Below are 13,662 nucleotides of genomic sequence, written 5' to 3'. Positions count from 1 at the left end.
GACAACGTGAACATGGTTGTCACCCTGATCCACCCAATCGCGATGGACGACGGTCTGCGTTTCGCAATCCGTGAAGGCGGCCGTACCGTTGGCGCAGGTGTTGTTGCTAAAGTTATCGCTTAATCGCTGATAAAGTTTGACGCGACACGCGGTAAAAGGGCATCATTTGATGCCCTTTTTCTACGCTGTGAACTAGAACCTATCTCATCAGCGATTTTGCAGTCATAATCATTGGTGAGATGGGCTCTTAAACCGTATTGACTGAAATACGTCATAGCGTAAAACACCGGGATAGCGCTGAAGCGGTATCCGATCGGTTTGGTTTGCCTCGCAATGCGAGGCAAAGTTGTTTGTTCTGAATCATCATTGTGACAGGTTGGTTTATGAGTGCGAATACCGAGGCTCAAGGGAGCGGACGCGGCCTGGAAGCGGCAAAGTGGCTGATCGTCGCCGTTCTGTTGGTTGTGGCTATTGTCGGTAACTATTACTACCGTGATTTAAGCCTGCCATTGCGCGCGCTGGCAGTTGTGCTGATCATCGCCGTTGCAGGTGCAGTGGCTCTGATGACCACCAAAGGCAAAGCCACCGTTGCGTTTGCCCGTGAAGCGCGTACCGAAGTACGTAAAGTGATTTGGCCAACTCGTCAGGAAACGCTACACACCACGTTGATCGTTGCCGCGGTAACCGCCGTGATGTCACTGATTCTGTGGGGGCTGGATGGTATTCTGGTCCGTCTGGTGTCGTTTATTACTGGCCTGAGGTTCTAAAATGTCTGAAGCTCCAAAAAAACGTTGGTACGTCGTTCAGGCGTTTTCCGGTTTTGAAGGTCGCGTAGCACAATCGCTGCGTGAACATATCAAACTGCACGATATGGAAGAGCTGTTCGGCGAAGTGATGGTGCCTACGGAAGAAGTGGTTGAAATCCGTGGCGGCCAGCGTCGCAAGAGCGAGCGTAAGTTCTTCCCTGGCTACGTGCTGGTGCAGATGGTGATGAATGACGCCAGCTGGCACCTGGTGCGCAGCGTACCGCGCGTCATGGGGTTCATCGGCGGTACGTCTGACCGTCCAGCGCCGATCAGCGATAAAGAAGTTGATGCGATCATGAATCGCCTGCAGCAGGTGGGTGACAAGCCGCGTCCGAAAACGCTGTTCGAACCGGGCGAACTGGTGCGCGTCAACGACGGCCCGTTTGCCGACTTCAACGGCGTGGTCGAAGAAGTCGATTACGAGAAGAGCCGCCTGAAAGTTTCCGTTTCCATCTTTGGCCGTGCAACGCCGGTGGAACTGGACTTCAGCCAGGTTGAGAAGGGCTGATCGAATAATCAGCAATGAGTGGCGCGTCGCCGCTTGTCAAAGGCGCGAAATTGAACTACAATTTCGCGCCTTTTGTTTTTAGATGCCTTGCCTGATGCATGTTGGGCGGGGTGAAACACGGGGAGCCTCTTGCGAGGCGATACTACCCAAACCGAGGAAATTTAAATGGCTAAGAAAGTACAAGCCTACGTCAAGCTGCAAGTTGCAGCTGGTATGGCGAACCCGAGCCCACCAGTGGGCCCAGCTCTGGGTCAGCAGGGCGTTAACATCATGGAATTCTGTAAGGCATTCAACGCTAAGACTGACAGCGTTGAAAAAGGTCTGCCGATTCCGGTTGTTATCACCGTTTACTCTGACCGTTCCTTCACCTTCGTTACCAAAACCCCGCCAGCAGCAGTTCTGCTGAAAAAAGCGGCTGGTATCAAGTCTGGTTCCGGTAAGCCGAACAAAGACAAAGTCGGTAAAGTGACCCGTGCTCAGGTACGTGAAATCGCAGAAACCAAAGCTGCGGACATGACTGGTTCTGACGTTGAAGCGATGACTCGCTCCATCGAAGGTACTGCTCGTTCCATGGGCCTGGTAGTGGAGGATTAAGAGATGGCTAAGCTGACCAAGCGCATGCGCGTGATCCGTGACAAAGTTGATGCTACTAAACAGTATGACATCACCGAAGCTGTTGCTCTGCTGAAAGAGCTGGCCACCGCTAAATTCGTAGAAAGCGTTGACGTTGCCGTTAACCTCGGCATCGACGCTCGTAAATCTGACCAAAACGTTCGTGGCGCTACCGTTCTGCCACACGGCACCGGTCGTTCCGTTCGCGTTGCCGTATTTGCCCAAGGCGCTAACGCTGAAGCAGCGAAAGCTGCCGGCGCAGAGCTGGTAGGTATGGACGATCTGGCTGACCAGATCAAGAAAGGCGAAATGAACTTCGACGTTGTTATTGCTTCCCCGGATGCAATGCGCGTTGTAGGTCAACTGGGCCAGATCCTGGGTCCACGCGGCCTGATGCCAAACCCGAAAGTGGGTACCGTTACTCCGAACGTTGCTGAAGCAGTGAAAAACGCTAAAGCAGGTCAGGTTCGCTACCGTAACGACAAAAACGGCATCATCCATACCACTATCGGTAAGGTTGATTTCGACGCAGACAAACTGAAAGAAAACCTGGAAGCCCTGCTGGTTGCGCTGAAAAAAGCAAAACCTTCTCAGGCGAAAGGCATGTACATCAAGAAAGTTAGCCTCTCCACCACCATGGGTGCTGGCGTTGCTATCGATCAGAGCGGCCTGTCTGCTGCAGCGAACTAATCGCACTTGCGATTATCGCTTTGACTTGGGGCCGAGATTTGTCTAGAATCTTATGCCCCAAGGTTTTGCTATTGGCTATGCCGTAGGCAAAACAAAGATTTTTCGGTTGGAGCCTGGCCTATCCAGGCCTCCGTCCAAGACCGCAGGTGTATCGCAAGATACTTAATCCTTCCTGCGTAGACGGTGACAGAGCCTAAGAAAATTTTTCTTTTTTATAAAAGAATGTCTTTGCTGGATTCTGCTCACCGTGTTAAGCCGCTCGGCGTGGCGTGTTACAAAGCGCCGAGTGAAGTGAGTTCCGGGGGATTTTCCCCGGCTAATCCAGGAGCAAAAAGCTAATGGCATTAAATCTTCAAGACAAACAAGCGATTGTTGCTGAAGTCAGCGAAGTAGCCAAAGGCGCGCTGTCTGCGGTTGTTGCGGATTCCCGCGGCGTTACCGTAGATAAAATGACTGAACTGCGTAAAGCAGGTCGTGAAGCTGGCGTTTACATGCGTGTTGTTCGCAACACCCTGATGCGTCGCGTAGTTGAAGGCACTCCGTTCGAATGCCTGAAAGACACGTTTGTCGGTCCAACCTTGATTGCATTCTCTCACGAACACCCGGGCGCTGCTGCTCGTCTGTTCAAAGAGTTCGCGAAAGCGAATGCAAAATTCGAGGTTAAAGCTGCGGCCTTTGAAGGTGAGCTGATCCCAGCGGCGCAAATCGACCGCCTGGCGACGCTACCAACTTACGAAGAAGCGATCGCACGCCTGATGGCAACCATGAAAGAAGCCGCTGCCGGCAAACTGGTTCGCACTCTGGCTGCAGTACGCGATCAGAAAGAAGCGGCGTAAGCCCCTCTTTCTTAGCCTTTGCTAACGTATTTAAACTATTTCTGAATTTTAGGAACAATTGTTATGTCTATCACTAAAGACCAAATCCTGGAAGCAGTTGCCGCTATGTCCGTAATGGACGTTGTTGAACTGGTTTCCGCTATGGAAGAAAAATTCGGCGTTTCTGCTGCTGCTGCTGTAGCTGTTGCTGCTGGCCCAGCTGAAGCTGCTGAAGAGAAAACTGAATTCGACGTTATCCTGAAAGCTGCAGGCGCTAACAAAGTTGCTGTTATCAAAGCAGTACGTGGCGCTACCGGCCTGGGTCTGAAAGAAGCTAAAGACCTGGTTGAATCTGCTCCAGCCGCTCTGAAAGAAGGCGTGAGCAAAGATGACGCAGAAGCTCTGAAAAAATCTCTGGAAGAAGCTGGCGCAGAAGTTGAAGTTAAATAAGCCAACCCTTCCGGTTGCAGCCTAGTCTTTTAGGCTGATGGCTGGTGACTTTTTAGTCACCAGCCTTTTTGCGCTGTAGGGCGCCAGTAGCGTTTCACACTGTTTGGCTGCTGGTTTCGCCTCCCAATGTTTGTTTTTATTGACGACTTAATATACCGCGGTCTTTGCACTACCAGGAGTTCTGGGGGAAGACGCGATGAAATGGTTTAAGCGTGATAGCAAGAGACATTGCGGAAAGTGTTCCCGCTTTCCGGTCGACAAAACGGTGTTGCATGAACTGTCCCTAATCGGACGGACAGATTGGGTCACTGATCAGCGAGCTGAGGAACCCTATGGTTTACTCCTATACCGAGAAAAAACGTATTCGTAAGGATTTTGGTAAACGTCCACAAGTGCTGGACATACCATATCTCCTTTCTATCCAGCTTGACTCGTTCCAGAAGTTTATCGAGCAAGATCCAGAAGGGCAGTACGGCCTTGAAGCCGCATTCCGTTCTGTTTTCCCTATCCAGAGCTACAGTGGCAATTCGGAGCTGCAATACGTTAGCTACCGTCTTGGTGAGCCGGTCTTCGACGTCAAAGAGTGCCAGATCCGTGGTGTGACGTTCTCTGCACCGCTGCGCGTAAAACTGCGCCTGGTTATCTATGAGCGCGAAGCGCCTGAAGGTACGGTCAAAGACATCAAGGAACAAGAAGTCTACATGGGCGAAATTCCGCTCATGACCGAAAACGGCACCTTTGTGATCAACGGTACTGAGAGGGTTATCGTATCTCAGTTGCACCGTAGTCCTGGCGTATTCTTCGACAGCGATAAGGGTAAAACCCACTCCTCGGGTAAAGTGCTGTACAACGCACGCATCATCCCTTACCGCGGTTCATGGTTGGACTTCGAGTTCGATCCGAAAGACAACCTGTTCGTGCGTATTGACCGTCGCCGCAAACTGCCTGCGACCATCATTCTGCGCGCGCTGAACTACACCACTGAACAGATCCTCGACCTGTTCTTTGACAAGATCGTCTTCGAAATCCGCGACAACAAGCTGCAGATGGAGCTGGTGCCAGAGCGCCTGCGTGGTGAGACCGCTTCGTTCGACATCGAAGCCAACGGCAAGATCTACGTAGAGAAAGGCCGTCGCATCACCGCTCGTCATATCCGTCAGCTGGAAAAAGACGACATTCAGAGCATTGAAGTACCGGTAGAGTACATCGCGGGCAAAGTGGTCGCGAAAGACTATATCGATACCAATACCGGCGAACTGATCTGCGCAGCCAACATGGAGCTGTCGCTGGATCTGCTGGCCAAGCTGAGCCAGTCCGGCCACAAGCGCATCGAAACGCTGTTCACCAACGATCTGGATCACGGCGCGTACATCTCTGAAACGCTGCGTGTCGATCCGACCAACGATCGTCTGAGCTCGCTGGTAGAAATCTACCGCATGATGCGCCCTGGTGAGCCGCCAACGCGCGAAGCTGCCGAAAGCCTGTTCGAGAACCTGTTCTTCTCCGAAGACCGCTACGATCTGTCCGCGGTGGGTCGCATGAAGTTCAACCGTTCTCTGCTGCGCGACGAGATCGAAGGTTCGGGCATCCTGAGCAAAGACGACATCATCGAAGTGATGAAGAAGCTCATCGATATCCGTAACGGCAAGGGCGAAGTGGACGATATCGACCACTTGGGCAACCGTCGTATCCGCTCCGTCGGCGAAATGGCCGAGAACCAGTTCCGCGTAGGTCTGGTGCGTGTTGAGCGTGCGGTGAAAGAGCGTCTGTCTCTGGGCGATCTGGATACCCTGATGCCTCAGGACATGATCAACGCCAAGCCGATTTCGGCGGCGGTGAAAGAGTTCTTCGGCTCCAGCCAGCTGTCCCAGTTCATGGACCAGAACAACCCGCTGTCCGAGATCACGCACAAGCGTCGTATCTCCGCACTGGGCCCGGGCGGTCTGACCCGTGAGCGCGCCGGCTTTGAAGTTCGAGACGTACACCCGACCCACTACGGCCGTGTGTGCCCAATCGAAACGCCGGAAGGTCCAAACATCGGTCTGATCAACTCCCTGTCCGTGTACGCACAGACTAACGAGTATGGCTTCCTGGAAACCCCGTACCGCCGCGTGCGTGACGGCGTGGTGACCGATGAAATCAACTACCTGTCTGCTATTGAAGAAGGCAACTTCGTTATCGCCCAGGCGAACTCCAACCTGGATGAAGAAGGCCGCTTCGTAGAAGACCTGGTCACCTGCCGCAGCAAAGGCGAATCAAGCCTGTTCAGCCGCGACCAGGTTGACTACATGGACGTATCCACCCAACAGGTTGTTTCCGTTGGTGCTTCACTGATTCCATTCCTGGAACACGATGACGCCAACCGTGCATTGATGGGTGCGAACATGCAACGTCAGGCCGTACCAACCCTGCGCGCTGACAAGCCGCTGGTCGGTACCGGTATGGAACGCGCTGTAGCGGTTGACTCCGGCGTAACCGCCGTTGCCAAACGCGGCGGTGTGATCCAGTACGTGGATGCTTCCCGTATCGTTATCAAAGTTAACGAAGACGAGATGTACCCGGGCGAAGCAGGTATCGATATTTACAACCTGACCAAGTACACCCGTTCTAACCAGAACACCTGCATCAACCAGATGCCGTGTGTGAATCTGGGTGAGCCAATCGAGCGCGGCGACGTGCTGGCGGATGGCCCATCGACAGATCTGGGCGAACTGGCACTGGGCCAGAACATGCGCGTAGCGTTCATGCCTTGGAACGGCTACAACTTCGAAGACTCCATCTTGGTCTCCGAGCGCGTGGTGCAGGAAGATCGCTTCACCACCATCCACATCCAGGAACTGGCGTGCGTGTCTCGCGACACCAAGCTGGGGCCTGAAGAGATCACCGCCGACATCCCTAACGTGGGTGAAGCTGCGCTCTCCAAGCTGGATGAATCCGGTATCGTGTATATCGGTGCTGAAGTGACCGGCGGTGACATTCTGGTCGGTAAGGTAACGCCTAAAGGCGAAACCCAGCTGACGCCGGAAGAGAAACTGCTGCGTGCGATCTTCGGTGAGAAAGCGTCTGACGTTAAAGACTCTTCTCTGCGTGTACCGAACGGCGTTTCCGGTACGGTTATCGACGTGCAGGTCTTCACCCGCGATGGCGTGGAAAAAGACAAGCGCGCGTTGGAAATCGAAGAGATGCAGCTGAAGCAGGCGAAGAAAGACCTGACTGAAGAACTGCAGATCCTGGAAGCCGGCCTGTTTGCACGTATCCACGCGGTGCTGGTTGCCGGTGGCATCGAAGCCGACAAGCTGAGCAAGCTGCCGCGCGATCGCTGGCTGGAACTGGGCCTGACCGACGAAGAGAAGCAAAACCAGCTGGAGCAGCTGGCTGAGCAGTACGACGAACTGAAATCCGACTTCGAGAAGAAGCTGGAAGCCAAGCGTCGTAAGATCACTCAGGGCGACGATCTGGCGCCGGGCGTGCTGAAAATCGTCAAGGTTTATCTGGCCGTTAAGCGTCAGATCCAACCGGGTGACAAGATGGCGGGCCGCCACGGTAACAAGGGTGTTATCTCCAAGATCAACCCGATCGAAGATATGCCTTACGATGAAAACGGCACGCCGGTAGACATCGTACTGAACCCGCTGGGCGTACCATCACGTATGAACATCGGTCAGATCCTGGAAACCCACCTGGGTATGGCTGCGAAAGGCATCGGTGAGAAGATCAACCAGATGCTGAAGCAGCAGCAGGAAGTGGCCAAGCTGCGTGAGTTCATCCAGAAGGCCTACGATCTGGGCGACGACGTTTGCCAGAAAGTTGACCTGAACACCTTCAGCGACGACGAAGTGCTGCGTCTGGCAGAGAACCTGAAAAAAGGTATGCCGATCGCAACGCCGGTGTTTGACGGTGCGAAAGAGACTGAAATCAAGAAGCTGCTGGAAATGGGCGGTATCCCGACCTCCGGTCAGATCACGCTGTTCGATGGCCGTACCGGTGAGCAATTCGAGCGCCAGGTTACTGTCGGCTATATGTACATGCTGAAACTGAACCACTTGGTTGACGATAAAATGCACGCCCGTTCAACCGGTTCTTACAGCTTGGTGACTCAGCAACCTCTGGGTGGTAAAGCGCAGTTCGGTGGTCAACGCTTCGGTGAGATGGAAGTGTGGGCACTGGAAGCATACGGCGCGGCTTATACCCTGCAGGAAATGCTCACCGTTAAGTCGGATGACGTTAACGGCCGTACCAAAATGTACAAAAACATCGTGGATGGCGACCACCGGATGGAGCCAGGCATGCCGGAATCCTTCAACGTACTGTTGAAAGAAATCCGCTCGCTCGGCATCAACATCGAACTGGAAGACGAGTAATCGTCATTCCGGCTCAGGCTCCCCGCCTAAGGGAGCCTGAGGGTGGTTGTTCAGGTCACACGGGTACCTACTGCGGTTGTGGGTACCCAACAGGTTTAACTCCGACAGGAGCCAATCCGTGAAAGACTTATTGAAGTTTCTGAAAGCGCAAACTAAGACCGAAGAGTTTGATGCGATCAAGATTGCTCTGGCCTCGCCAGACATGATCCGTTCGTGGTCGTTCGGTGAAGTTAAGAAGCCGGAAACCATTAACTACCGTACGTTCAAACCTGAGCGTGACGGCCTTTTCTGCGCCCGTATCTTCGGGCCGGTAAAAGATTACGAGTGCCTGTGCGGTAAGTACAAGCGCTTGAAACACCGCGGCGTGATCTGTGAGAAGTGCGGCGTTGAAGTGACCCAGACCAAAGTGCGTCGTGAGCGCATGGGCCACATCGAGCTGGCTTCGCCGACCGCGCACATCTGGTTCCTGAAATCGCTGCCATCCCGCATCGGTTTGCTGCTGGATATGCCGCTGCGTGACATCGAACGCGTACTGTACTTCGAATCCTATGTGGTGGTCGAAGGCGGTATGACCAACCTCGAGCGCCGTCAGATCCTGACCGAAGAGCAGTATCTGGATGCGCTGGAAGAGTTCGGTGACGAATTCGACGCCAAGATGGGTGCGGAAGCTATTCAGGCCCTGTTGAAAAACATGGATCTGGAAGCCGAGTGCGAGCAGCTGCGCGAAGAGCTGAACGAAACCAACTCCGAAACCAAGCGCAAGAAGCTGACCAAGCGTATCAAGCTGCTGGAAGCGTTCGTACAGTCCGGTAACAAGCCGGAGTGGATGATCCTGACCGTGCTGCCGGTACTGCCGCCGGATCTGCGCCCGCTGGTTCCGCTGGATGGCGGTCGTTTCGCGACGTCGGATCTGAACGATCTGTATCGCCGCGTGATCAACCGTAACAACCGTCTGAAACGCCTGCTGGATCTGGCTGCGCCGGACATCATCGTGCGCAACGAAAAGCGTATGCTGCAAGAAGCGGTAGACGCCCTGCTGGATAACGGCCGTCGCGGTCGTGCCATCACCGGTTCCAACAAACGTCCTCTGAAATCTTTGGCCGACATGATCAAAGGTAAGCAGGGTCGTTTCCGTCAGAACCTGCTCGGTAAACGCGTTGACTACTCCGGCCGTTCCGTAATCACCGTAGGTCCATACCTGCGTCTGCATCAGTGCGGTCTGCCTAAGAAGATGGCGCTGGAGCTGTTCAAACCGTTCATCTACGGCAAGTTGGAGCTGCGTGGCCTGGCCACTACCATCAAAGCCGCCAAGAAAATGGTTGAGCGTGAAGAAGCCGTCGTTTGGGATATCCTGGACGAAGTGATCCGCGAACACCCGGTACTGTTGAACCGTGCACCAACCCTGCACCGTTTGGGTATCCAGGCGTTTGAACCGGTTCTGATCGAAGGTAAAGCGATCCAGCTGCACCCGCTGGTTTGTGCGGCCTATAACGCCGACTTCGATGGTGACCAGATGGCCGTTCACGTACCGCTGACGCTGGAAGCCCAGCTGGAAGCGCGTGCGCTGATGATGTCCACCAACAACATCCTGTCCCCTGCGAACGGCGAGCCAATCATCGTTCCTTCTCAGGACGTTGTACTGGGTCTGTACTACATGACCCGCGACTGTGTTAACGCCAAGGGCGAAGGCATGGTGCTGAACGGTTCCAAAGAAGCTGAGCGTGTTTACCGCGCCGGCCTGGCGTCTCTGCATGCGCGCGTTAAAGTGCGTATCACCGAAGACGTCAAAAACGCCGAAGGCGAATGGACTTCTCAGACCAGCATCATCGACACCACCATCGGCCGCGCCATCCTGTGGATGATCGTACCGAAAGGTCTGCCGTACTCGATCGTTAACCAGCCTTTGGGCAAGAAAGCGATCTCCAAGATGCTGAACACCTGTTACCGCATCCTGGGCCTGAAGCCGACCGTTATCTTTGCTGACCAGATCATGTACACCGGTTTTGCTTACGCAGCCCGTTCCGGCGCTTCCGTAGGTATCGACGACATGGTTATCCCGGCCAAGAAAGCGGAGATCATCGAAGAAGCGGAAACCGAAGTTGCCGAGATCCAGGAGCAGTTCCAGTCTGGTCTGGTTACCGCCGGCGAACGCTACAACAAAGTGATCGATATCTGGGCTGCAGCGAACGAACGCGTTGCGAAAGCGATGATGGAAAACCTGTCGGTAGAAGACGTGGTTAACCGTGACGGCGAAGTGGAACAGCAAGTTTCCTTCAACAGCATCTTTATGATGGCCGACTCCGGTGCGCGTGGTTCCGCCGCTCAGATTCGTCAGCTGGCCGGTATGCGTGGTCTGATGGCGAAGCCGGACGGCTCCATCATCGAAACGCCAATCACCGCGAACTTCCGTGAAGGTCTGAACGTACTCCAGTACTTCATCTCCACCCACGGTGCTCGTAAAGGTCTGGCGGATACCGCACTGAAAACCGCGAACTCCGGTTATCTGACCCGTCGTCTGGTTGACGTGGCGCAGGATCTGGTGGTGACCGAAGACGACTGTGGCACCCACGACGGCATCCTGATGACTCCGGTCATCGAAGGTGGCGACGTGAAAGAGCCGCTGCGTGAACGCGTTCTGGGCCGTGTGACGGCAGAAGACGTCCTCAAGCCGGGTACGGCGGACATTCTGGTGCCACGCAACACCCTGCTGAACGAGAAGGCGTGTGACCTGTTGGAAGAGAACTCTGTCGACAGCGTTAAAGTCCGTTCCGTGGTGAGCTGTGAAACCGACTTTGGTGTGTGTGCAAACTGCTACGGTCGCGACCTGGCACGTGGCCACATCATCAACAAAGGTGAAGCCATCGGCGTTATCGCGGCACAGTCCATCGGTGAGCCGGGTACACAGCTGACGATGCGTACGTTCCACATCGGTGGTGCGGCATCTCGTGCGGCTGCTGAATCCAGCATCCAGGTGAAAAACAAGGGTAGCCTCAAGCTGAGCAACGCGAAGTTCGTTATGAACGCCGCGGGCAAGCTGGTGATCACCTCGCGTAACACCGAACTGAAGCTGATCGACGAATTCGGCCGTACCAAAGAAAGCTACAAGGTGCCTTACGGTGCCGTGATGGGCAAAGGCGACGGTGAAGAAGTTAACGGCGGCGAAACCGTTGCTAACTGGGATCCGCACACCATGCCGGTCATCAGTGAAGTCAGCGGCTTCATTCGCTTCGCGGACATGGTTGACGGCCAGACCATTACTCGCCAGACCGACGAACTGACCGGTTTGTCTTCTCTGGTCGTACTGGACAGCGCAGAGCGTACCGGTAGCGGTAAAGACCTGCGTCCGGCACTGAAAATCGTTGACGCTCAGGGCGAAGACGTATTGATCCCAGGTACCGATATGCCTGCTCAATACTTCCTGCCGGGCAAAGCGATCGTTCAGCTGGAAGACGGCATTCAGATCGGTGCGGGTGATACCCTGGCGCGTATTCCTCAGGAATCCGGCGGTACTAAGGATATTACCGGTGGTCTGCCGCGCGTTGCCGACCTGTTCGAAGCGCGTCGTCCGAAAGAGCCGGCAATCCTGGCTGAAATCAGCGGGATTATCTCGTTCGGTAAAGAGACCAAAGGCAAACGTCGCCTGGTGATCTCTCCGCTGGACGGCAGCGACGCTTACGAAGAGATGATTCCGAAATGGCGTCAGCTCAACGTGTTCGAAGGCGAAGTGGTGGAACGTGGCGACGTCGTTTCCGACGGCCCAGAGTCTCCGCACGACATTCTGCGTCTGCGTGGCGTGCATGCGGTTACCCGCTACATCACCAACGAAGTGCAGGAAGTTTACCGTCTGCAAGGCGTTAAGATTAACGATAAGCACATCGAAGTTATCGTTCGTCAGATGCTGCGTAAAGGCACCATCGTTAGCGCTGGTGGCTCCGAGTTCCTGGAAGGCGAGCAGGCTGAAGTGTCTCGCGTCAAGATTGCCAACCGTCAGCTGGAAGCTGAAGGTAAGATCGCGGCAACCTTCTCGCGCGATCTGCTGGGTATCACCAAGGCTTCCTTGGCGACCGAGTCCTTCATCTCCGCTGCATCGTTCCAGGAAACGACGCGCGTTCTGACCGAAGCGGCCGTAGCCGGCAAGCGTGATGAACTGCGTGGCCTGAAAGAGAACGTCATCGTGGGCCGTCTGATCCCAGCCGGTACCGGTTACGCTTATCATCAGGATCGCATGCGTCGTCGTGCTCAGGGTGAAGCGCCGGTTGTTCCGCAAGTCAGCGCGGAAGAAGCGACGGCTAACCTGGCCGAGCTGCTCAACGCAGGCCTGGGCGGCAGCGACGACGAGTAATCGTCACCGCGCCGCGGGCCCGGCATGCCAGGCCCATCGCCAGATAAACCGCTCCCTCGGGGGCGGTTTTTTTTCGCCTCATGCCGGGGCCGAGCAAACTTTGCTACTATGGTTACAGCAGAAATTGACCGGCGCTTTTTACCAGACAACCAAGGACAGTGCGAACATGGACAGCCTTATTACCTTCGAAAAATTGACGGCGCAACACCTGCCTTACCTGTATGAGATCCGCTTTTCCGTTGAAGAAAACCTGCTGCACCCGCATCAGATCCAGTACCTGCAGCGCAAGCAGGCGCTGGAGGACATCAACCAGGGCGGTGGCTGGATCTGCAAGCATGGCGACGACTATGCCGGCGTTGGCTTCGGGCTGTTCATCCCCGAACCGCTGATCGGCGGCCTGTTCGTGAAGCCGGAATACCAGTCGAAGGGGATCGGCTCCGCCTTGCTGGCCCGGGTCACTCACTGGATGTTTGAACACGGCGCCGAAGCTATCCACTTAACCACCGATCCCGGCTCCAAAGCAGAAGGCTTTTATCAACATCACGGCTGGGCCGTGGTCGGGCAGGATGAGTTTGGCCAGGCCGAACTGGTGAAACGTAAAGAGGGTGAATAATGACAATCAAAGGATTGATGACGTTACTGCTGCTTTCGCTGTTCAGCGCACCGCTGTATGCGGCCGTTGACTATTTTTACCTGAAACCGCTCGACGGCGAGAAGATCAAGATTACCCGGCAGATGCTGGAGGCGATGCCGCCGCACACGATTAAAACCTCGACCAATTTCACCCCGGAAGAAACGTTCACCGGCGTTGAGTTTGCGGAGCTGGTGAAAGCCTATCATCTGCAAGGCCAGTCGTTGCGCGCTTTCGCCTGGGACGATTACTCCTACTCGATGCCGATTGACGAAATGATTAAATACCGCGTGATCGTCGCCTATCAGCGCGGCGGCAAGCCGATCGACGTTGGGGAGCTAGGGCCGTTCGCCATTATTTATCCGCGCGACCAATATGCCGAGCTGAATAGTCTGGATGTGAATGCGAAAACCGTCTGGCAAATAAAACGGCTGGAGATGAAATAAG

At 54.8% G+C, this 13,662-nt stretch carries 11 protein-coding genes; all 11 read left to right on the top strand.

Annotated elements, in window-relative coordinates:
- Nucleotides 1-123 (top strand): EF-Tu C-terminal domain-related protein (locus M6G53_RS22760; RefSeq protein ID WP_079452499.1); only part of this gene is annotated, 123 nt, incomplete at its 5' end.
- Between the two features lie 260 nt (nt 124-383).
- Complete coding sequence (gene secE / locus M6G53_RS22755) at nt 384-767, top strand: preprotein translocase subunit SecE (RefSeq protein ID WP_004929916.1); 384 nt, start codon at nt 384-386, stop codon at nt 765-767.
- A gap of 1 nt (nt 768) precedes the next feature.
- Entirely contained in the window at nt 769-1,314 is a 546-nt protein-coding gene (gene nusG / locus M6G53_RS22750) for a transcription termination/antitermination protein NusG (protein ID WP_004929914.1), read from the top strand.
- A 165-nt stretch (nt 1,315-1,479) separates the two neighbouring features.
- A complete protein-coding gene (rplK, locus tag M6G53_RS22745) occupies nt 1,480-1,908 on the top strand; it encodes a 50S ribosomal protein L11 (protein WP_015376316.1) in 429 nt (142 codons plus the stop codon).
- Between the two features lie 3 nt (nt 1,909-1,911).
- Nucleotides 1,912-2,616, top strand: coding sequence for a 50S ribosomal protein L1 (rplA, locus tag M6G53_RS22740; RefSeq protein ID WP_019456443.1), 705 nt, complete (start codon nt 1,912-1,914; stop codon nt 2,614-2,616).
- Nucleotides 2,617-2,954: 338 nt separating this feature from the next.
- Nucleotides 2,955-3,452 carry a 50S ribosomal protein L10 gene (gene rplJ / locus M6G53_RS22735; RefSeq protein ID WP_004929905.1) on the top strand — a complete coding sequence of 166 codons (498 nt, stop codon included), beginning with the start codon at nt 2,955-2,957 and terminating at the stop codon, nt 3,450-3,452.
- 63 nt (nt 3,453-3,515) lie between these two features.
- Nucleotides 3,516-3,881 (top strand): 50S ribosomal protein L7/L12, encoded by a 366-nt coding sequence (gene rplL, locus M6G53_RS22730; protein WP_004929903.1) that lies wholly within the window; start codon nt 3,516-3,518, stop codon nt 3,879-3,881.
- 332 nt (nt 3,882-4,213) lie between these two features.
- Nucleotides 4,214-8,242, top strand: coding sequence for a DNA-directed RNA polymerase subunit beta (gene rpoB, locus M6G53_RS22725; RefSeq protein WP_004929900.1), 4,029 nt, complete (start codon nt 4,214-4,216; stop codon nt 8,240-8,242).
- A gap of 118 nt (nt 8,243-8,360) precedes the next feature.
- Nucleotides 8,361-12,584: a DNA-directed RNA polymerase subunit beta' gene (gene rpoC / locus M6G53_RS22720; protein WP_047729347.1), complete on the top strand. Its 4,224-nt coding sequence runs from the start codon at nt 8,361-8,363 to the stop codon at nt 12,582-12,584.
- A 166-nt stretch (nt 12,585-12,750) separates the two neighbouring features.
- A complete protein-coding gene (locus M6G53_RS22715) occupies nt 12,751-13,197 on the top strand; it encodes a GNAT family N-acetyltransferase (RefSeq protein WP_049202132.1) in 447 nt (148 codons plus the stop codon).
- Entirely contained in the window at nt 13,197-13,661 is a 465-nt protein-coding gene (locus M6G53_RS22710; protein WP_253334665.1) for a putative pterin-binding protein, read from the top strand. The genes M6G53_RS22715 and M6G53_RS22710 overlap by 1 nt, the downstream gene beginning before the upstream one ends.
- The last annotated feature ends 1 nt before the right edge of the window (nt 13,662 follow it).

Origin of the sequence: Serratia nevei (assembly GCF_024160145.1) — a bacterium.
Classification (GTDB): domain Bacteria; phylum Pseudomonadota; class Gammaproteobacteria; order Enterobacterales; family Enterobacteriaceae; genus Serratia; species Serratia nevei_A.
This window is presented reverse-complemented; position numbering and strand designations above follow the sequence as displayed.

Excerpts from the sequence above, each read along its gene's own strand:
- secE (WP_004929916.1), top strand. The coding sequence starts at position 384 with ATGAGTGCGAATACCGAGGCTCAAGGGAGCGGACGCGGCCTGGAAGCG.
- nusG (WP_004929914.1), top strand. The coding sequence starts at position 769 with ATGTCTGAAGCTCCAAAAAAACGTTGGTACGTCGTTCAGGCGTTTTCC.
- rplK (WP_015376316.1), top strand. The coding sequence starts at position 1,480 with ATGGCTAAGAAAGTACAAGCCTACGTCAAGCTGCAAGTTGCAGCTGGT.
- rplA (WP_019456443.1), top strand. The coding sequence starts at position 1,912 with ATGGCTAAGCTGACCAAGCGCATGCGCGTGATCCGTGACAAAGTTGAT.
- rplJ (WP_004929905.1), top strand. The coding sequence starts at position 2,955 with ATGGCATTAAATCTTCAAGACAAACAAGCGATTGTTGCTGAAGTCAGC.
- rplL (WP_004929903.1), top strand. The coding sequence starts at position 3,516 with ATGTCTATCACTAAAGACCAAATCCTGGAAGCAGTTGCCGCTATGTCC.
- rpoB (WP_004929900.1), top strand. The coding sequence starts at position 4,214 with ATGGTTTACTCCTATACCGAGAAAAAACGTATTCGTAAGGATTTTGGT.
- M6G53_RS22715 (WP_049202132.1), top strand. The coding sequence starts at position 12,751 with ATGGACAGCCTTATTACCTTCGAAAAATTGACGGCGCAACACCTGCCT.
- M6G53_RS22710 (WP_253334665.1), top strand. The coding sequence starts at position 13,197 with ATGACAATCAAAGGATTGATGACGTTACTGCTGCTTTCGCTGTTCAGC.